General features: G+C 48.9%; 20 protein-coding genes. 1 reads left to right on the forward strand and 19 read right to left on the reverse strand.

The annotated features are described in order from the left end of the window. Position 1 precedes the first annotated feature (1 nt). The 19 genes from yycF to rpsF all read right to left on the reverse strand — a co-directional run bounded on the left by yycF (position 2) and on the right by rpsF (position 20,273). Positions 2-721, reverse strand: coding sequence for a response regulator YycF (gene yycF / locus BN6628_RS24870; RefSeq protein WP_068621589.1), 720 nt, complete (start codon positions 719-721; stop codon positions 2-4). A gap of 290 nt (positions 722-1,011) precedes the next feature. After that, positions 1,012-2,457: a M23 family metallopeptidase gene (locus BN6628_RS24875; protein ID WP_068621591.1), complete on the reverse strand. Its 1,446-nt coding sequence runs from the start codon at positions 2,455-2,457 to the stop codon at positions 1,012-1,014. 227 nt (positions 2,458-2,684) lie between these two features. Continuing rightward, complete coding sequence (locus BN6628_RS24880; protein ID WP_068621592.1) at positions 2,685-3,461, reverse strand: hypothetical protein; 777 nt, start codon at positions 3,459-3,461, stop codon at positions 2,685-2,687. 297 nt (positions 3,462-3,758) lie between these two features. Then, the gene (locus BN6628_RS24885) at positions 3,759-5,045 is read right to left on the reverse strand and encodes an adenylosuccinate synthase (RefSeq protein ID WP_068621593.1); all 1,287 of its coding nucleotides are present in this window, start codon (positions 5,043-5,045) and stop codon (positions 3,759-3,761) included. 273 nt (positions 5,046-5,318) lie between these two features. After that, a complete protein-coding gene (gene dnaB / locus BN6628_RS24890) occupies positions 5,319-6,680 on the reverse strand; it encodes a replicative DNA helicase (protein ID WP_068621594.1) in 1,362 nt (453 codons plus the stop codon). Position 6,681: 1 nt separating this feature from the next. Then, a complete protein-coding gene (gene rplI, locus BN6628_RS24895; protein ID WP_068621595.1) occupies positions 6,682-7,125 on the reverse strand; it encodes a 50S ribosomal protein L9 in 444 nt (147 codons plus the stop codon). Then, positions 7,122-9,104: a DHH family phosphoesterase gene (locus tag BN6628_RS24900; RefSeq protein WP_068621596.1), complete on the reverse strand. Its 1,983-nt coding sequence runs from the start codon at positions 9,102-9,104 to the stop codon at positions 7,122-7,124. The genes rplI and BN6628_RS24900 overlap by 4 nt, the downstream gene beginning before the upstream one ends. Before the next feature lie 11 nt (positions 9,105-9,115). Beyond that, on the reverse strand, positions 9,116-10,051 hold the full coding sequence (locus tag BN6628_RS24905) for a DUF2232 domain-containing protein (protein WP_068621597.1): 936 nt from the start codon (positions 10,049-10,051) through the stop codon (positions 9,116-9,118). 6 nt (positions 10,052-10,057) lie between these two features. Then, positions 10,058-10,360, reverse strand: coding sequence for a MazG-like family protein (locus BN6628_RS24910; RefSeq protein WP_068621599.1), 303 nt, complete (start codon positions 10,358-10,360; stop codon positions 10,058-10,060). A gap of 108 nt (positions 10,361-10,468) precedes the next feature. After that, positions 10,469-10,897 (reverse strand): CBS domain-containing protein, encoded by a 429-nt coding sequence (locus BN6628_RS24915; protein WP_068621601.1) that lies wholly within the window; start codon positions 10,895-10,897, stop codon positions 10,469-10,471. Positions 10,898-11,097: 200 nt separating this feature from the next. After that, positions 11,098-12,126, reverse strand: a complete 1,029-nt coding sequence (locus tag BN6628_RS24920; RefSeq protein WP_068621602.1) for an LCP family protein — start codon at positions 12,124-12,126, stop codon at positions 11,098-11,100. A gap of 551 nt (positions 12,127-12,677) precedes the next feature. Further along, entirely contained in the window at positions 12,678-13,706 is a 1,029-nt protein-coding gene (locus tag BN6628_RS24925; RefSeq protein ID WP_068621604.1) for an ABC transporter ATP-binding protein, read from the reverse strand. After that, complete coding sequence (locus BN6628_RS24930) at positions 13,703-14,719, reverse strand: ABC transporter ATP-binding protein (RefSeq protein WP_068621606.1); 1,017 nt, start codon at positions 14,717-14,719, stop codon at positions 13,703-13,705. Before BN6628_RS24930 ends, BN6628_RS24925 begins: the two co-directional genes overlap by 4 nt. Beyond that, positions 14,695-15,675, reverse strand: coding sequence for an ABC transporter permease (locus BN6628_RS24935; RefSeq protein WP_068621607.1), 981 nt, complete (start codon positions 15,673-15,675; stop codon positions 14,695-14,697). The genes BN6628_RS24930 and BN6628_RS24935 overlap by 25 nt, the downstream gene beginning before the upstream one ends. After that, positions 15,672-16,640, reverse strand: a complete 969-nt coding sequence (locus BN6628_RS24940) for an ABC transporter permease (protein ID WP_068621609.1) — start codon at positions 16,638-16,640, stop codon at positions 15,672-15,674. Before BN6628_RS24940 ends, BN6628_RS24935 begins: the two co-directional genes overlap by 4 nt. 105 nt (positions 16,641-16,745) lie before the next feature. Further along, complete coding sequence (locus tag BN6628_RS24945; RefSeq protein ID WP_068621611.1) at positions 16,746-18,464, reverse strand: ABC transporter substrate-binding protein; 1,719 nt, start codon at positions 18,462-18,464, stop codon at positions 16,746-16,748. Between the two features lie 721 nt (positions 18,465-19,185). Then, entirely contained in the window at positions 19,186-19,458 is a 273-nt protein-coding gene (gene rpsR / locus BN6628_RS25835; protein ID WP_082927055.1) for a 30S ribosomal protein S18, read from the reverse strand. A gap of 22 nt (positions 19,459-19,480) precedes the next feature. Further along, positions 19,481-19,948 carry a single-stranded DNA-binding protein gene (ssb, locus tag BN6628_RS24950; protein ID WP_068621613.1) on the reverse strand — a complete coding sequence of 156 codons (468 nt, stop codon included), beginning with the start codon at positions 19,946-19,948 and terminating at the stop codon, positions 19,481-19,483. A 40-nt stretch (positions 19,949-19,988) separates the two neighbouring features. Then, on the reverse strand, positions 19,989-20,273 hold the full coding sequence (gene rpsF, locus BN6628_RS24955; protein WP_068621615.1) for a 30S ribosomal protein S6: 285 nt from the start codon (positions 20,271-20,273) through the stop codon (positions 19,989-19,991). Positions 20,274-20,581: 308 nt separating this feature from the next. Between rpsF and BN6628_RS24960 the strand changes: the two genes are divergently transcribed. Continuing rightward, positions 20,582-20,779: a YjzC family protein gene (locus BN6628_RS24960; protein ID WP_068621617.1), complete on the forward strand. Its 198-nt coding sequence runs from the start codon at positions 20,582-20,584 to the stop codon at positions 20,777-20,779. The last annotated feature ends 39 nt before the right edge of the window (positions 20,780-20,818 follow it).

Consider the following 20,818-nt stretch of genomic DNA (forward strand, 5'->3'; position numbering starts at 1 on the left):
ACTAGAAACCACCCGTTTTCGAGCTTCTCATCAAATAACCAAGTCCCCGCCGCGTCAAAATATATTCCGGCTTGCTCGGGTCATCCTCAATCTTCTCTCTAAGCCGCCGGATCGTCACATCCACCGTCCGGACGTCCCCGAAATACTCAAAGCCCCATACGGCCTGCAGCAAATGCTCGCGCGTCATCACCTTTCCGGCATTCCGCGCCATGTAGTAGACAAGCTCATATTCCCGGTGGGTCAAATCCAGCGGTTCACCATTCTTATATACGGTATACATGTCTGTATCTATGAATAAATCAAACAAATGAAGTCCCTGGCTGCCGGCCCCATTCCCTGCCGCCTCTTCCGGCTTGCTCTGGCGCCGCCGCATTTGCGCCTTGACCCGGGCTAGCAGCTCTCTTGTGCTGAAAGGCTTGGTCACATAATCATCGGCACCCAGCTCAAGACCGAGCACTTTATCAATCTCCCCATCCTTGGCTGTGAGCATAATAATAGGGGTCTCAAGCTTCGCCCGCACTTCCCGGCACACATCCATGCCATCCTTGCCAGGCAGCATCAGGTCGAGCAGAATCAGGTCCGGGCGTTCAGACAAAGCAAGCTCTGCGGCGCTGATTCCATCGAAGGCGAGAATAACTTCATACCCCTCTTTTTCTAAATTAAATTTTAGAATATCCGCAATTGGCTGTTCATCATCTACGACTAGAATTTTCCCCTGCATTCTCTCTTTCACCCCATATTTTCAGGCTTTCACCCACACTTCCTCTATTTTAGCACACCTGGGGCCCCGTATCCTAAACTGTCATAAAAATAACCATTAAAATCCAGATCCCCTCTCAGGCTATCTCATAACCTCCACTCTCCACTCACAAAAAAGCACCCGGAACCCCTTACTTGTCCCGGATGCTGCAGTATATATCCACGAATTCCAAAGTAGCTTGGAAGAGAGGCTAAGCCCTATTTTATCTCACCAGGATGCCCTCATCCGTGCAAGCAGCTGTTCAACTTACTTTAGCTCAAGTACTTGATCGGATTCTGAAGCTCTCCGTTCCGGTGAATCTCAAAGTGAAGGTGAATTCCGAAAGAATGGCCCGTATCACCCATCACTCCAATATGTTCACCCTTCTCCACCTTGTCCCCCCGCTTCACATCAATGCGGCTAAGGTGCCCGTACAAAGTCTCATACCCGTTGCCATGTCTGATGATGATACAGTTGCCATAGCCAGTCTTCACGCCCGCAAAACTTACGGTCCCGCCGTCCGCGGCCATGATGCTGGAGTTGGATGAGATCATATCAATCCCTTTGTGCAGCTTGTTCCAGCGTTCCCCGAAGCGGCTTGTAATCGAATGAGCGGAGACCGGCCATGCGAACCGGCCGCTGCCTGCCGTGCTGACCACCTTCGTCCCTTGCAGAATTACCTTGGGCTGGGACGCACTGATCACCTTTTGACTCAAGAACTGTTTCTGAACAACTTGTCCGTTCTCCTTAACGACACGGAAGGACATCAGCTTCTTTCCTTCAACGCCGGGAGCTACCACTTTGGTAATGCCTTTGCGCAGCTGATTGGTTTTACGAATCTGAACATCCGGCTTGCTCGCTGCTTCCTTCGAAATGCTCTCCACGGTCTTCACTGTTAAGATCGGCTCTGAAACAGACAGGTTCAGATCGGCACCGATCTGTATCGCGGTCTCCTTGACACCGGGGTTCATGCTTCTCAGTTCCTTTTGGCTGATTCCCGCAGCCTTGGCAATCGAGCTGATTGTATCGCCGGGCTGAACTTTATAGGTTACTGTCTCTTTCTCTCCGCGAACGAGCTTGTTTACGGCCTCTTCTGGGGTCATCACCTTCGCAGGGTCAGTCTCAACAGTCCTTTTCGCAACCTTCTCCACAAATACAGCAGACTCTATAAGTGCGGCTGCCTGTCCGGCTGCCGGTTTCTTGGCTTCACCCGGTGTGTAAGAGGTCCGCTGCACTTTACTTGCAAAAACAGGCACTGCTGCTTCCGGTATGTACTTACTCTTCACCTGGTTTAGTACCTTGTCGGCCGTCGCTTGATCTTTAACAATACCAACCGTCTTCCCATCTACCTTCAGCTCCACGCCCACAGCGGTAGGCTTAAGCAATGTGCCAAGCTTCGCGATAGCCGTATCCTGTTCTATATCCGCCTTATAGGCCTGCTCATACACTGTAGTAATCCCTTGGGTATCCAGCTTGATTTCAGCCGCCGGATATTTCCGCTCGTACTCGGCTTGGGTGCTGTCGTACAGTTTCTGTAATGACTCCTTGCTTCGCACCGTGCCTACCTCCCGGCCATCCTTATATACCCGGTAATAGGGAACCGTATTCGCCTCCACATATTGATGGCCCGCCCACAGCAGGGTGCCAGCAACCAGCAAACCTCCAGCTGCAGCAGCCATACCGATTCGTAACCTCTGTATCTTGTTGGAACCCTTCATGATGCTCTCCTTTTTATTTCCTGATTTCAAAAAGAGGTGGATAACTCCCCAAATAGTGTCAAAAAATTAACCTTTTAAACACTAACTAACCTTAACATAATTCGAACGGCTATTTCAACTTTGTAAAAAATGTGAAAAACCCGCTAAAATCGCGGGTTTTCCTATTATGGCTTATATCCGGCATGTTCATCCGTTAGTAACAATATTGTTAATTTTTTCTGCTTCGATTATTTCCCTAACATATTCATTATTTTAGCATATTCCGTCTTGTCCAGATATTTGGACAGCACCTGCTGAATATCAATCATTTCGGTCTCTGTCAGACCGTCTTCCAGCGAAGCTGTAATCGACTGCATCTCTTTTTGCGGAAGCTTGTTCATCAGAATTTGAAAGATTTCCGCCTTGTCCTTGTCTGCCAGTTCCTTCTTCTTTGCCGCCAGATCATCCGGTGTAATCACCATCTCATCTTTTGACTCCGAGGAAGAAGACGAAGATTCCCCACCCATTACCGGTACGGCATTCTCTGGAATCCCCTGGCTGGTACCTTTCGTACCACCATTATCTTCCACACCATCACCAGACTTAGGCCCTTTATCCGGCACTCCTGCCCCGGTGGACTCTTGTCCCAGAGCGGCAGCATTATCGCCCGTTGATCTTTGCCCTAGGCTCCCTGTCTCCTTATGTTCAGGCCCGCTTAGGCCCTGAGCTTCTCCATGTGTCCCTGTCTGTGTTCCTGCTGGCGTATCTGTTTGTGCCTTCGTTTGTTCTTGCTCCTTGGACTCAGCCTTCTCCTTCTTAGCTGTGCTCCCACTACCGCCACCAAGTCCCACTGCACTCTGAAGCATGCCCCCAAAGCTTGTAGGCTGCCCCTCCCACTTAATATTTAAGCTTGTTAACAAAGACTGAACATACGCATTAACAACATATCCCGTTGTCAGAATAGTCATGGCGCAGACCAATATGGTTCCCAGTGCAATCACAGCAGCTCTTGAGGCCCATTTCATCCGTTACTCCTCCTTTTCCCAGCCGCACATTGGCTTACTTAGGCTTAAGTATTGCCCTTTTAGGCACTTTTTCTACCTAGGATTTGGGAAAAAGTCTAAGAGGAGGACTCTTTGATCCCGCGGCTACAACGGGTTTGGGTTTGGGTTTGGGTTTGGGTAACTATCATTGAAATCACTGAGGAATACCAAAGGCCGTAGATATTTCCGGGTCAGCAAACATCAGCACTCCGCGCATGTGGAAATAAAAAAGCTGTTCCCCGCAGTCCATACCGGACCCGGGAACAGCTCTGTACTTGCTTATTCGTAAATTGGAAGCACCTGATTCGTCTGATTCCGGTTGCGTCCAACGGAGAAAATAGCAATTGGAATGCCCGTCAACTCAGATACACGCTTCACGTAATTCCGTGTTGTCTCAGGAAGATCCTCCAGCGTCTTCGCACCGGTAATATCTTCGCTCCAGCCTGGAAGCTCTTCATAGACGGCTTCGCACTCCGCCAGCATCTTAAGGCTTGCCGGATAGTGTGTGATTACCTCACCGCGGTACTTGTACCCGGTGCAGATCTTCACGGTCTCTAGACCTGTAAGCACGTCCAGAGAGTTCAGTGACAACCCTGTCAGACCGCTCACACGGCGGGCATGGCGCACAACGACACTATCGAACCAGCCCACGCGCCGCGGGCGGCCTGTAACGGTTCCGTACTCATGTCCAGTCTCCCGGATCTGATCGCCGATTTCATCATGCAGCTCTGTAGGAAATGGGCCATCACCGACACGCGTCGTGTAAGACTTCGCCACACCGATAACCTGTTTGATCTTCGATGGTCCAACGCCTGAGCCAATGCATACTCCGCCAGCGGACGGGTTGGAAGAAGTAACGAACGGATAGGTCCCCTGGTCAATATCCAGCATAACGCCCTGCGCACCCTCGAACAGAACCTTCTTATCCTCATCAATTGCATCGTTCAGAACAACAGAAGTATCCGTAACATACGGACGGATGAATTCTGCATACTCCAGATACTGCTTGAGAATCTCCTCCACATTCAGCGGCTCGGCACCATATACCTGCTGAATAATATGGTTCTTCTCCTTGACCAGATGGCGAAGTTTTAATTCGAACTCCTCCGCATCAAGCAGGTCTGCGATCCGGATTCCGTTTCTGGCCGCCTTGTCCATATAAGCCGGACCAATCCCCTTACGGGTCGTTCCGATCTTGTTCGGCCCCTTGCGGTCCTCTTCCAGCGCATCCAGCAGCATATGATAAGGCAGAATCACATGTGCGCGGTCGCTGATTCTCAAGTTCTTCGTACTGAAGCCATTGTCATGAATGTATGTGATCTCCTGAATCAACGCTTCCGGATTGATAACCATTCCATTGCCGATGACACAGATTTTATCTTCATAAAAAACTCCGGATGGAATCAAGCTAAGTTTGTACTTCTTCCCATCAATCAGTATAGTGTGACCGGCGTTGTTACCGCCTTGATAACGGGCCACCACATCGGCGCTTTCCGCCAGATAATCCGTGATTTTGCCTTTGCCTTCGTCTCCCCATTGTGTCCCCACAACGACTACTGTTGACATGTACATTCCCCCGCCGGTGCACCCGCACCTTTATTTTCACTCAAAATAACTACCCATAAACCTTCAAAGCAAACGGTGCTGCCATTCGCTTAGCTTATGGAACGTCTTGGACATTATACGCATTGCAACCATTTACTGCCCTAAAGCAGCAATATCAGTGTACCAGTCCGCTTTTTTAAAGTCAAATCAAAAACGAACAATTCCACACCTCTGTGCAGAATTGTTCGGGAATATACAAATTTATAAGGTTAAAAGTTCAATTGCTCTCTCTATTTATCCTGCAAAAGGATCGGCATGTGCCCGCTCATAATTCGCAAACTTGTTGTAGTTCTTCAAAAAAACCAGCTCGACCGTACCTACTGGGCCATTACGCTGTTTGGCAATGATAATCTCGATAATATTCTTCTTCTCGGTCTCCTGGTTGTAATAGTCATCGCGGTACAAGAACGCGACAATATCGGCATCCTGCTCGATAGAACCGGATTCCCGAAGGTCGGACATCATCGGACGCTTGTCCTGACGCTGCTCCACACCCCGGCTGAGCTGGGAGAGCGCAATAACCGGCACTTCAAGCTCACGGGCAATCTGCTTCAGGGTACGGGAGATCTCCGATACCTCCTGCTGACGGTTCTCGCCCGCTTTACCCCGGCCGTGAATCAGCTGCAGGTAGTCGATTACAATCATGCCGAGGCCTCTCTCCTTCTTGAGGCGGCGGCACTTGGCACGAATATCGGCCACGGTAACGCCTGGCGTATCATCAATATAAATCTCCGCTTCAGACAGGGCCGCAATGCCCATCGTCAGCTTGGACCAATCATCATCGCTCTTGAAGTCCCCTGTCCGCATAACCCCCGCGTCCAGGTTCGCTTCCGCACAGATCATCCGCTGCACCAGCTGGGCGGCGGACATCTCCAGACTGAAGATCGCTACCGTCTCCTTGCTGCGTACAGCCGCATTCTGGGCTATATTCAAGGCGAACGCCGTCTTACCTACGGAAGGACGGGCAGCCACAATTATGAGGTCGTTGCGCTGAAATCCGGAGGTCATCTTGTCCAGGTCCACGAACCCGGACGAGACTCCGGTAGTCGTGCCGCGGTTCTGATGCAGCTCCTCCACCCGCTCGAACACTTCCATAAGCACATCGCGGATGGCAATAAAGCCGCTGCCCGAGCGCCCGTTGGATATCTCCAGAATCCGGCGCTCCGCATCGCTCAACATGCCGCCCACATCGTCACCGCTTGTATAACCATCGCTGACGATCTGGGTGGCTGTGCGGATCAACCTGCGCAGCATCGATTTCTCTTCTATAATCCGGGCATAATAATCCACGTTGGCCGCTGTCGGCACAGCATGGGCTAATCTGGCCAAATGGCTGACCCCGCCGACCTCCTCCAGCTCGCCTTTATCCTGAAGCCTTGAGGTCAGGGTAATCAGATCAATCGGCTCGCCAGCCTCCCCAAGCTCAATCATGGCTTCATAGATCATTTGATGAGACTTATCGTAGAAGTCCTCGGTACGCACCCGTTCCATCGCGGTAATTAACGCTTCGGACTGCAGCAGAATGGCACCGAGAACCGCCTGCTCTGCTTCCAGGTTCTGAGGAGGAATTCGGTCGATAAATAACTCTGCGCCCATCTTATTCCTCCGTCACTTGGACCTTGAGCGTTGTTTTTACTTCTGGATGAAGCTTAACTGTTACCTGGGTAACCCCCAACGTACGGATCGGGTCATTCAGTTCAATTTTGCGCTTGTCAATCTTGATACCAAGCCCCTGAAGACCTTCCGCAATCTGCTTGCTGGTGATGGCCCCAAACAGACGGCCGCCTTCCCCCGATTTTGCTTTCAGACCTACAGTCAGCTCCTCCAGCTTCTTGCCAAGCTGGATCGCCTCTTCCTTCTCCTGCTGCTTGCGTCTAAGCTCTGCAGCCGATTGGTTCTCCAGCGTCTTCATATTGCCTTGGGTCGCCGGCTTAACCAGACCCTTAGGCAGCAGGAAGTTCTGCGCGTATCCCTCAGAAACCTCTTTAACCTGCCCCTTTTTGCCTTGTCCTTTAACGTCCTGCAAGAAAATTACTTTCATTCGAATAACCCCTCTTTCTTCTCAATTTCATCAAGCACTTCGAGCAGCCGTTTCTCCGCTTCCGCCTGCGAACAGTCCAGCTGGGCTGCCGCATTGGTCAGATGCCCTCCGCCGCCCAGCCGCTCCATGACCACCTGCACGTTCATCGTGCCCAGCGATCTCGCACTGATGCCGATCTTCCCGTCCGGCCGCTCACTGATCACGAACGAGGCCAGAACATTGGTCATGTTAAGCAGAGTATCGGCCACTTGGGCAATCAGCAGCTGCGGAATTTTACGGTTCGGTTCCGTTACCGCCAAAGCGATATGCCCATGAAGCATGCGGGCATGTTTAATAATCTCGGCCTTCTCGATATATTCTTGAAGGTCTTCTTTCAGAATCCGCTGCACCATAACGGTATCCGCCCCGCTCCGGCGGAGGAAGCCCGCCGCTTCGAACGTCCGCGATCCCGTATGCAGCGCAAAATGCTTCGTATCCACAGTAATCCCGGCCAATAGGGCCGTGGCCTCCAGTGGACTCAGCTCCACTTTCTCGTGAATGTACTGAAGCAGCTCGGTGACCAGCTCACATGCCGAGGAGGCATACGGCTCCAGGTATACCAGAACCGCATCATTAATAAACTCCTCACCGCGCCGGTGATGGTCAACAATCACAACCCGGCGTGCGGCTTCCACCAGCCGCGGCTCCATCGTCATCGAAGCCTTATGTGTATCCACAATCACAAGCAGCGTATTCTCCGTCACCATGGCCATCGCCTGCTCAGGAGAAATAAATCTTTTCCTAAGCGGTTCGTCCTTCTCAATTCGCTCCATAATTCGCTCGACCGCTGGATTCACGCCTTCTAAGACAATGTGGGCTTCCACACGGTACATATCCGCGGCTTTCAGCACCCCGATAGAGGCTCCAATTACATCAAGATCAGGCACCCTGTGGCCCATAATCATCACTCGGTCGCTTTCCTGCATCAAATCACGCAGGGCATGGGCAATCACCCGTGCACGCACGCGGGTCCGCTTCTCAACTGCTGTCGTCTTGCCTCCGTAGAAGCTCAGCCGCTGTCCGGACTTCACAGCTGCCTGGTCTCCACCACGACCCAGAGCCATATCCAGACTCGATTGTGCCAGCTCGCCAAGCTCACTGATGCTCTCCGTACCAAAGGCGAGTCCTATGCTGAGGGTAATCGGCACCTTAAGCTCGGCTGTCATCTCCCGCACCTCATCCAGGATGACGAACCGGCTCTGCTCAAGCTCCTTCAGCGACAGATGGTTGAACATCATCAGGTATCTCTCGGAGGACAGCCGCCGCAGATACACTCTGTACTGCTTCGCCCACGCCGTTAAAGCGGCAGCTACACGCGCAATAAGGGCCGCCCTCTGCTGGTCGTCCATCCCTTGGGAGGCCTCATCCAGATTGTCGAGCATAATAATACCCAGAGCGAGCCGCTCGTCTTCATACTTCTCCCTCAGAACGGCAAGCTCGGTCATATCATGAACATAGATCAGGCGTTCGTCAGCCTGAATCGTCAACTCGTAATAGCGGCCATTGACCACAACTTCCACCGTCGAACGGTTGTGCTCCCCTTCCCGCTTGTCACGGCTCAGCTGAGGGAGGGGCGGCAGAAGCTCCTGCAGGCTAACCCCGACCACACTCCCGCGGCCGAACATGCCCTTCACGAAGCGGTTATGCCACTCTACCGTCTTATCCTCGGCGTACAACAGGACGCCGAATGGCAGCCTGCTGATGGCCTCCCCTTCCACCCTTTTGATGCGGAAGGTAAGCTCCGTAATATATTGAACCATGTCCTTCCGGAATCTTCGCTCCGCTTGAAGCATGATGTAGGCTAACGCACATACCAGGCACAGACCTACCAGACCCAGAATCCAATTGTAATAGGATACGAAAATGACAAGCAGCAGCATGAGCATGAACGCCCACACGGTCTGATAGCCGTACCAGCGCTTTTGCAATAAATTTGGCATGCCTTCTCACCCTATCGTCTTGATCTAGTAATCATGTCCCGCAGCGGAAAAGCAATGTCAAACACACCAATAAGCCATAAAGGGCGAACGAACACAAGTGCGATGGTCAGCAGGATAGGTATGGCCAAGTTCCATTTTCTCTGATAGGCCAGAAAGAAGAAGAAACCTGCTGTTTGGATAATGAAGCCGAATTGAAGCAGCGGCATCAGGTTAAGCAGTACGGTTCCAAGGAATCCCTGACGAGCCGCCTCGCCCGCAAACATCTGCACGATCAGACCAATAATATAATACCAGACCAGGGAACGAGGCAGTCTCCAGTCCCGCAGCGGCTTCATCTTCGGTGTAATCTGCCCCATACTGCTGAGCGTCGGCCGCGTCACCGCATGGGTCACAATCGCAATAGCAAGCGAGGTGACCGTCATGGTGAAAGGAATCATCCGCACCGTGAGACTGGACAGCTGACGCGTCATTTCTTCCGTCCAAGCCAGGCCTGGCGCAAGACCACTGCCGGCCATGTCCCTGAACGGTGAGGCGGTAGAGTTGATCACATCCTCAATTGTTTGTACGAGATTGAAGTCGAAGAACAGTGTGCTGATCAGCAGCAGCAGAATGAACTCCAGCAGGATCGTTCCCGCCCCAAATAATACGGTCCGCAGCGCGGACGCTCTTTTTTTATACAGATGTCCCATAACCACAGAAGGAACCAGGAAATAGAGCGGGATCAAGATAAATAGAGAGTTAGACAATACTGAATTAAATACTAAAAATAAGAGAACTAATACAGGCACAATGTGCACAATAAATGATGTTTTGGATAAGGTTGAGTAGAGCACTACGCCTGGCACCAGAAGGAACAAAGCCGTGATCACAGTCAACGGCGTTATCAGAGATAGCAGGAGTAGGAAATAGACCACGCTCCAGGCAACGGATGTCCAGTGAAATTTCAAATAGGTTCACCTCTTACGCATATGTTCTTCCAATGCAGAAATGTCTTGATACCAATCCTCAAGCTGATGGCCTTCCTGCTTGTGCTTCTTCAGCTTCTCCATAATATTCTCATCCAAGTCACGATATGAGATGCCCAGTCTTCTGCCTAATATATACCCGCTCACAATCAGACTGGCGAGACTGTCGGTAATCCGGGTCGTGCTGCCCTCCCACAGAGCTTTGAACAGACGGGATACATGATCGACGACTTCCGTTTTCAGCCACTCAATGACCTTCGCCCGTTTGGCTACATCCATTTCTTTATGCATAGTAGACCAATCACTCTCTCTCCTAGAAAAAGCTTTATTCTCCATTATAGCATAAAACCCGGTGGCCAGCCCAAGGCCGGTATGTGACTGACAGGATGCTCCCGTGCCCTATTGTCTGGGCGCTGCTTCACCACGGGATACAAATTTCTCACAGTATTCGATGATTTGGCTGCGGCGGACGATGCCGATGAACCGGTTCATGTCATCCACAACTGGAACAAAGTTCTGGACCTTGGCCAAATTAATCAGGTCCTCCATATCTTCGTCAATCGAGACTGGCTTGATATCCAGTCTAAGCGGGATATCCTTCAGCAAGTATTTCGAAGCGTTCTCAAAAGTCACCTTACCTTGAGAATTCTTCATGTACCACAACAGATCTCCTTCCGTAATTGTGCCAACATAAACCCCGTGTCTATCAATAATCGGGACAGCCGTATAACGATGGTACTCCATGCGTTCCAGCGTTTGTCTTAGTGTGGAATCCAGAGTAACCGTTGCGACCTCACTTTTCGGCAGCAGGAAAAACGCGATATTCATTGAACAATAAGCCTCCTCTATCCTTTCTTAAAGGTCAAGAAAGTATAAGCCCCCATGGACCGTATGGACCCCTGCCCGTTTTCTCACAGGGCGAAAAAATCGGCAGCCGGTACCCCGGACTGCCGAACAGACATCTCCTCCATACAAAAAGCAGATGTACCCATCCAGTTTCTGTATATATTATGGCATCTCTAGGACGCTCATTCAACGGCCTGCTTCTCAGGAATCATAAGCTGTGAAGCTGCTGTATTCGGATCAGACCAGCTTTCAATCAGCTGTTCGGCATAAGCCACATCCTTCTTATCAGCCAGGTCATAGAAGATATTATTCATACGGACACCTTTGCCCATGATTGTAAAACTGTAAATCTGCGGCGGATTCTCCCCGGTCAACAGCTGTTTAGCAAGATCAATAATATTGTTTGGCATAATATCTGTCTTGAAGTTCGCACCCGCGATGTCCATCAGCTCAGGAATTTTACCGACTTGATCCAGCTTTAGAACCCGGCTAACCATTGCATTCAGGAAGACCTGATGTCTCTTGGTCCGGTTAAAGTCACTGTCTTCCCGGTAACGGACGAAATTAAGGGCGTCCTTCCCGTTATAGATAGGCTGGTTTGCCTTGATCGTGAACTTCTCGTGTTCCTTGGCTTTGTTCACAATATCCTTCGTAATTGGCAGCTCCACGCCGCCCAGCGCGTCAACGACGTCCCGCAGACCTTTGAAGTTAATGGCAGCATAATACTCTACCTTATGCCCCAGGAAAGCTTCTACGGTATCCTTAGACATCTTTTCCCCGCCGAACGCGTATGCATGGTTGATCTTATCCTTTTTGTGCTTGCCTACAATCTCAGTGTACGTATCCCGCGGAATTGAAATGAGCAACACCTTGGAATCTTTAGGCCGAATCACCGCATAGATCATCGTATCCGAACGTGCTGGCTCGTTATCCCGCTGATCTACCCCAAGAAGAAGCGCGGTAAACGGCTTGGTCTGATAGACCACCGGCTTGGGTTTCTCCCCTTGAAGAGGGGCATAGGATTTCTGCAATTTCTGCTCCACATGATCAGACAGAAATAAATCAAATGCCATAATGGCAAGAGGTTTCCTGTATACATAAGCGCCTGAACCCAGAATAACAAGAACCAGAAGGACAATTCCCCACGTTCTTAATCTATTCTTTTTCTTTTTGGGTTTTGGCTTTACCCTGCTTAATTGTTTATCACTCATTCATTTGCCTCCATTTAGATGCAGCTCAGATCCCCGAGTACATCTTCATCTTCATGTATATGTTATACATGTCTTTCCTAGCAGAAGACATGATTAAAGTCCTACTCGAAAGTATAGTAGAATACCATACGACATATTTTTACGGCATAAGTGGCCTTGGGCTTCAAATGAACGTATCCATCCTCCTTCCTTAATAAACGCTAGAGCCGTTTACCGAAGCACGAGAATCAAGGCTTTTGCAACACAAATCTACTTTATCTTCCATTGTACTGAGTTGTTTCCAGCAAAACACTACAAAAAGGTTAAAATACACTTGCACAACGAACAATATAACCTAATTAACTATCATCTATCAACTATTAAACACTGGGATATGCCTGATCTTCTATCCTAATAACGCTTCTATAATGATAAATATCCTCTAACAAAATACGAATGAAAGCTGTAAATGTTCCTAAGTAAGACCTTGTGAGCCCACAGCACTTAATTATCCCTGGGCACCAAAAAAAGCGGGTAAAGGACAACTCCTTTACCCGCTCCTAAGCTGCATACTATTGAAGCTTCTTGAGCGCATCGCTGCCTTCCAGCAGTGGGAAGTGGCAGGCCACCTGTCTGCCTGGAAGAGCCTCTTCCAGCAGCGGTTCAACCTGGCTGCACTTCTCTTGTGCAAGAGGACAGCGGGTATGGAACCGGCAGCCGGACGGCGGATTTGCAGGTGACGGAACATCACCCTTCAAGACGATACGCTCCCGCTTACGGCTTGGAGTCGGCTTCGGAATAGCCGACAGCAGTGCCGCCGTGTAAGGATGGAGCGGATGCGCAAAGAGCTCTTCCGTTTCGGATACCTCAACCATTTTACCCAGGTACATAACTCCAACGCGGTCCGAAATATGGCGCACCACATTCAACCCGTGAGCAATGAATAGGAAGGTCAGTCCCAGCTCCTTCTGCAGTTTCATCAGCAGGTTGATAACCTGGGACTGGACGGACACGTCAAGCGCCGATACCGCCTCATCCGCTACGATAAACTGAGGGTTCAGGGCAATTGCCCGGGCAATTCCGATCCGCTGCCGCTGTCCACCGGAGAATTCGTGCGGATACCGGTTTCGGCGGGACGGATCAAGTCCGACCAACTGCAGAAGCTCGACCACCCGGTCGTCAATCTCCTTGGCGGACATATTGCGGTGAACGCGCAGCGGCTCACCGATAATATCTTTGACCAGAAAGCGCGGATTCAGGGAACCAAACGGATCCTGGAAAATAATCTGCATCTCTTCCCGAAGCTTACGAAGCTCCGAACCACTCAGGGAATGTACATTCTTCCCGTTGAACAGGACCTCTCCATCGGTAGCGCTTTGCAGCTTGAGCACAACACGGCCGAACGTGGACTTGCCACAGCCTGATTCACCAACAAGGCCAAAGGTCTCACCCTTGCGGATCGTGACAGATACGTCGTCAACCGCTTTAACGTTGCCGACAACGCGGTTAAATAACCCCGCCTTAATTGGGAAATACTTTTTGAGATGTTTAATCTCAATCAAATTCTCATTATCTTGAACTTTTGGCTCTTTCATACTCATTTGGTGTCGCCCCCGTTTCTGCCGATCTCCACAGGCGCCTTATCCTCATACAGCCAGCACACGGCACTATGATCGTCGCCTACCTTGAAGTTAAGCGGCTCCTGGGATTTGCATTTATCCATCACATGCGGACAGCGGGGATTGAAGCGGCAGCCACCCGGAAGATTACCGAGGCCCGGAATCGTTCCTTTGATGGTGTACAGTTCTTTTCCGCGGGTGCCTTCAAACCCTGGAATGGATTGCAGCAGACCTACGGTATAAGGATGGGACGGGTTGGAGAAGATCTCCTCAACAGTACCCTCTTCTACAATAGCTCCAGCGTACATAACCGCGATCCGGTCTGCCATTTCAGCAGCTACCCCCATATCGTGGGTAATAAGAAGAATGGACATACCCAGCTCTTCCTTCAGACGCTGGAGAAGATCGAGAATCTGTGCCTGCACAGTTACGTCAAGTGCTGTAGTAGGCTCATCCGCAATCAACAGCTCGGGATTACATGCCAAGGCTACCGCAATAACGACACGCTGACACATCCCCCCGGACAATTCATGCGGATACTGCTTAACACGGATTTCCGGTGCAGGAATACCAACCATTCTCAGCAGGTTGATCGCTTCCTTCTTCGCTTCTGCCTCACTCTTGTTCTGGTGCAGAATAATACTTTCTGCGATCTGATCGCCCACGGTAAATACAGGGTTAAGTGCGGACATTGGGTCCTGGAAGATCATCGCAATCTTGTTACCGCGAATCTTGCGCATGTCCTCCTGGTCTTTGGAGGCCAGATCCTCACCCTGAAATTTAATTTTGCCATCCAAGATGGCTCCGCCCGCATAATCGATCAGGCGCATGATGGACAAGGAGGTTACACTCTTACCGCTACCGGATTCGCCAACAAGGCAGAGTGTCTTTCCTTTTTCTATGTTTATAGAGATATTGTCTGTCGCTTTGACAAATCCCTTTTCTGTCATAAATCCGGTTGTCAGATTCTCTATTTCGAGTAATCTTTCCGCCATTGTTTCAGCCTCCTCCGGGATACCGTCGCTTTTTGTCTAGGATCAAGAGCATCACGGATGCCATCACCGATAAAGTTAACGGACAACACCACAATCAGGATACATAATCCTGGATATACCGCTTGGATAGGATCAGTGAGCATGAATTCCTGTGCATTACTCAGCATTTGCCCCCAGCTTGTATCCGGAGCCTGTACACCAAGCCCAAGGAAGGATAGTGCTGATTCACTCAGGATAGCGCCCCCTACCATCAACGTGGCATTAACGATAATCGGGAAGCTTGCGTTGCGAAGCAAATGTCTGAATATAATTCCCCAGCTGGACACACCAATCGCTTTGGCAGCCTCTACGTACTGAGTCTCCCGCAGCTGCAGGAAGTTCCCCCGCACCAGACGGGCTACGCTCATCCAGCTTGTAAATACCAAGATCATAATCATATAACTTACTTTCGAACCAAAGATGGCGAGAACGAGAATGTTCAAGAACAATAGTGGGATCGAGTTCATAACATCAACAAAACGCATAAAGATTGTATCGATCCATCCGCCGAAATAACCCGAAATAGCTCCGACAAACGATCCGATAATAACCGAAGCCGCAGCCACAGTAAAACCAACTAACAAGGAAATTCGGGCGCTGTATAACAATCTGGAGAAAATATCACGGCCAAGCTCATCCACGCCAAGCAGATGGCCACCGCCTCCCATATCCCCATCCAGATTAATCGCTTCTGGCTTGTAAGGAGCCAGCCATGGAGCAAAAATAGCCGCGAGTACAAAAATGGACAGGACGACCAAACCCGTCATCGCGTACGGATTACGGGAAAATTTCTTCCACACAGTCTTCCACGGACCCGGCGGCTTCTTGGAAGGTGCAGTAGAAGTGACTTCCTCCATTGGAGGCTCAAGGCCCGGCTGACTGCTTTGTGCAATTTCCGTATTCATATTCATACTCATGCCGATTTTCCTCCCTTACCAAGCTGAACCCGAGGATCGACTACTGCGTATAGAATATCGGCAATCAGATTACCAACAATAACAACAACTGCAGTAATCAGAGCAATTGCCATCAATACCGAGTATTCTCTGGCATTTGCCATTTCAATGAACAAACGGCCCATACCCGGCCAGTTAAACACGCTCTCAGTTAGTGCGGCACCACTAACCAGGATCGGCAGATCAAGACCCAGTACCGTAATAACAGGAATGAGCGCATTACGCAGCGCGTGACGGAAAATAACCTTGTTTTCTTTAACCCCTTTAGCACGTGCTGTGCGGATATAATCCTGCTCAAGCACTTCCAGCATACTTGCACGAGAGTACTTAGAGTAAGAGGCCAGGAATCCTAAAGTCAGTACGGATACCGGCAGAATCATATGCATGAACAAATTGCCCAGGTTTCCTTCTTGCCCCATGGTCCACATATCTGAAAGTGGAAGCCAATCGAGTTCTAGTGCGAACAGCTCCTGAAGCAATATACCAAACCAGAAGGTTGGCATGGCAAAACCAATATAAGCAACAAATGAAGCCGTTTGGTCAGAAAGGCCATATTCCTTGGTACTGTTATAAATACCCCATGGAATCGCTATCAGCAAGGATAGAAGCCAAGCTACACTCATCAAGATGACGGTATTTTGAACAGTTGGCCATAGAATTTGACCTACAGGAACGTGGTTCTTAAATGTATAACCCAGATCGCCCTTAAGCAATCCGCCAACCCAAGAGAAGTATTGCTCGTATACTGGTCTATCAAGTCCTAAGTTATGAGCCTGTATTTTGGCTGCCTCCTGAGATAAGCCCGGCGCTAAGAAAATCTGTGTAGGGCCACCCGGTGCCGCATGGATCAGACCGAAAGTGACGATACTGATCAGAACAAGAACCAAAAGAGACTGCAGGACACGGCGAATGAAATATTCAGTCATTGACTATCCTCCCATGATTGTACATAGGTACAACCGATTTAAGCCTAAAAACAAAAAAAGGGAGAGGAGAAGACTCTCCTTCCCCCTCGTTTAGTAGTCGTGTAATTATTGAGTTACCCACCAGTTTTGAATATGGAAGAAAGCTCCATATGGAAGTGATGCTTCAGGTGCATCGGCTTCAGCAAATTTTACACGTGAGCCTAAACCTTGCGGTTGTCCATATTGGTACAAGAATACATATGGCAGGTCAGTGGAAATTTCCTTACCCACTTCTTCATAAATTTTCTTACGCTGAGCTTGGTCAACTGTGGAATATCCATCTACCCACAGCTTATCGAGCTTCTCGTTTTTATACCATCCCATGTTTTGACCATTTGGTGGGAAGTATTTGGAGGAGAAGGTTTGCTCTCCATCTGGATCCGGGTTGTTCAGAGACCAAGACAACAGAACTGCAGGGAACTTACCTGGTGTCAGGTTGTTATCAGCCCAGGAAGAGAAGTCAATCGCTTTAGGTTTAACCTCGATACCTACTTCTTTCAGGTTCTGTTGGATAACCGTAGCCACTTGTTGACGGCGGCTGTTACCCGCATTGTATTGAAGCTCGAAGGAGAAACGATGACCGTCTTTAGCCAGGATACCATCAGAGCCTGCAACCCAACCGTCTTCAGCAAGAAGCTTCTTAGCTGCTTCAGGGTCATATTTGTACTCAGTTACAGCTGAGCCTGGATCAGCCCAAGTATTTGGCAGGAACGGAGCATTCAGCTTAGTACCAGTTCCTTTAAGAATGTTGTTGATCATACCTTCGCGGTTAAGTGCTGTGGCAATCGCTTGTCTTGTCTTCACGCCAGTGAATGGAACGAATTTGTCCGGGAAGTTCTCAGGCTTGAAGTTGAATGCAACATACTCATATTGAGGTCCTGGAGCAAGAAGAACGGTCAGGCCTTGTTTCTTCTTAACAGCTTCCACTTGGGTTACAGGAATCGCTTGGACCATGTCCACATCGCCTTTAATCAGAGCTTGAACCTCAGTGTTTTGGTCCGCATAGATTTTGTAAACGACTTTGTCAATGTGAGGTTGTTGACCCCAGTAGTTAGGATCTTTCTCAAATGTCAGATACTGCTTTTGTTTCCACTCGGTCCATTTCCAAGTACCGTTAGTTACAGTCTTGGCAGGGTCCTTACCATATGCATTGTTCTTCAGATCTTCCGGTTTAACATCCTTCAACACGTGATATGGAATCAACTGGTTGAACAAGCTGTATTGGAACGGTGCAAATACTTGCTTCAAAGTAATTTTAACGGTTTGATCGTCAATTTTCTCAAGCTTATCCACTTTGTCAAATTGCCCGATACCCGGAGAACCTGCTTTAGGGTTACGGAACGTGTCAATTGTGAAGATAACGTCATCCGCAGTAACCGGTTGGCCGTCACTCCATTTAGCTTCTTTTTTCAGCTTGATCTCATAAGTTTTGCCGTCAGCGGATACTTTTGGCAGTTCAGCTGCAAGAGACCAAGGTTCAGCAGCAAGGTTACCCTTACGGTCAAGATCATACAGATTAGCCATCACGAACTTGGCTGCATCCGCAGAAGCTGTGTTATCGATATAGATCGGGTTGATCGATACGATATCAGAGAAGCTGCTGAATGTCAGTGTTCCACCATCTACCGGTTTATCAGTAGACTTATTGGCATTTGTCTCGGAGCCTGTAGGCGCTTTAGTAGATCCACCTTCAGCGGATTTGTTGGAGTTGCTGCAACCTACGAACAGAGCGCCAACAAGTGTAAGCGTCGCTAATAGGGCAACCCATTTTTTTGTTTTTACCATTAACGTGTTCCTCCCATTTTTAAAATTGTACTGCTGTAAAGCGTCCTCCGGGTCGAAGCTAACCTCACGTCTTTCCTAATTCTGTCTACGATATGAATTGAACTAAAGATACAACATGCTATTGCTGCTTCAACTACACCTCCAGCATGGCTGACTTCACCAGTCTTTAGTTCATTTCACATGCTACGTGGGCTTTGACCCCCCTCATGGTTCAGAATCTGAGAAGCTGTTTAATTAACTTCTAATATATTGTTAATCAATATATCCTAATAAAAAAAGCATAATATACATAGGTTTACTCGGAATTATATTCTCAAAGACAATTTCTTGCTGCGGTCCCCTAAAACCAATTTTGTTAACCACGGGTCAATTTAATGTTAATGTCTCCCTATTACATTTCCGAACAAACATCTGAATTATTAATGCTATGTTTCATTATTAGTAAATAATATACATTAAATTTACCAAAATTCCAACTAATTTTATGTTTTGTTTTTAATTTTTTTTTAATGTCATGTATAGAAAAAACTTTTCAATCTACGATTTGCCTGGAAGGTCACTCGGCTGCACCCTCTAAATTTCATTTTCCTTTAAGAAAAGAAGCCTCCAAAACTTCCATTTTTGCTGTATAAGATTGTATAAAATCCTACTTTTCTGCATATTTATAATACCGACTTAAAACAAAAAAACAGCCGATTTCTCGGCTGCTCTGTTAACTTTATTACTCCGTCGTATAAGGCAACAATGCGATTTGACGGGAACGTTTGATAGCAATTGTCAACAAACGTTGGTATTTTGCGCTAGTGCCAGTTACACGGCGTGGCAAAATTTTACCGCGTTCGCTGATGAATTTCTTCAACAGTTCAGTGTCTTTATAGTCAATGTGAGTAATTTTGTTCACAGTGAAGAAGCACACTTTACGACGTTTGTTACGGCCGCCGCGGCGAGCCGGTCTTTTGTCGTTGTCTCCGCCTTCTCTTGGTTTAAAAGCCATGCTGTTTCAGTCCTTTCCAATATTAAAATGGCAAATCGTCATCCGAAATATCAATCGGCTTACCGTCATCGGAGAATGGATCCTGATTGCTGCGGGAGCTGCTGCCGCTGCGGTTACCACCGCTGCCGCCTCCGAATGGAGCTTCTTCCCGTTGCCCGCCGCCACCTTCTCGGTTCGACTCCAAGAAACGGACATTATCGGCGATGACTTCGGTCACGTATACACGTTTACCTTCGTTATTATCGTAATTCCGTACTTGAATGCGTCCTTCTACTGCGGTCAAACGACCTTTACGCAGGTAGTTGGCACAAGTCTCAGCCAGCTGTCTCCACGTAACGACCGGTATAAAGTCCGCTTCGCGTTCTCCGCCTTGGGATGTGAAAGGTCTGTCTACGGCAATCGTAAACTGGGTGACCGCCACGCCTGATGGCGTATAACGCAGCTCCGGATCACGGGTTAGTCTTCCGATGAGAATGACACGGTTTAACAATCTGGTCTCCTCCTCTGAGCGAATAATTTACAAACAAGTCTTAAGCAACGTCTTTGGTAATGAGATAACGGATAACTTCGTCGGAAATCTTCAGAATACGTTCCAACTCGTTTACCACATCTGGAGTCGCAGTAAAGTTTACAAGAACATAAACTCCATCACGAACCTTGTTAATCTCATACGCAAGCCGGCGTTTACCTAAAACATCATGTTTTGTAATTTCCCCGCCGTTTTGGATGATGCCTTGGAATTTTTCGACTACAGCTTGAACCGCTTCTTGTTCAAGATCAGGACGAATAATGTACATCACTTCGTATTTGCGCATATCTTTCACCTCCTCTTGGACTCACGGCCCCCAATGCAAGGCTTGGGAGCAAGGAGCGAGCCTAAACTCGCACCATAATAATATAACAAATCCGAACATCCGATGCAAGTCTAATTAGGCTCATCGCAGCCTTTCGCCATTTTCCATACGCAGATCATCGTCCTGTTATTTATCTTCTCCCGGGGCCAGGAAGCAGTCATCCCATGAACTACCTTACCGCTCTCCCGTTCGCTTCACATCAACTTCCCCATAATCGTGCACAATAAATCCGTACTCTTTATAACTTAAGGAAAGGAGCTTAATCTGATATGGGTGAGCAGACCGAATACGAACCAGGGGATAAAGCCCCGAATCCCGGCATTTATACCGAGGTAGGCGAAGCGCGGAGCTTCCATACTCAAATTCAAAATCCGAAACGCATTAAGCTGGAGCGCGGAGAAACATTCCCGGATACCACGAACAAGAACAGAAAGTGGAAGAAGGCCGAGAAAGCCAGAGTTCACTAAAGTAACCGGTTGCGTTTTCCAGAACCTATTCGTATATTC

The sequence above is a fragment of the Paenibacillus tuaregi genome, from assembly GCF_900086655.1.
GTDB classification, from domain to species: Bacteria; Bacillota; Bacilli; order Paenibacillales; family Paenibacillaceae; genus Fontibacillus; species Fontibacillus tuaregi.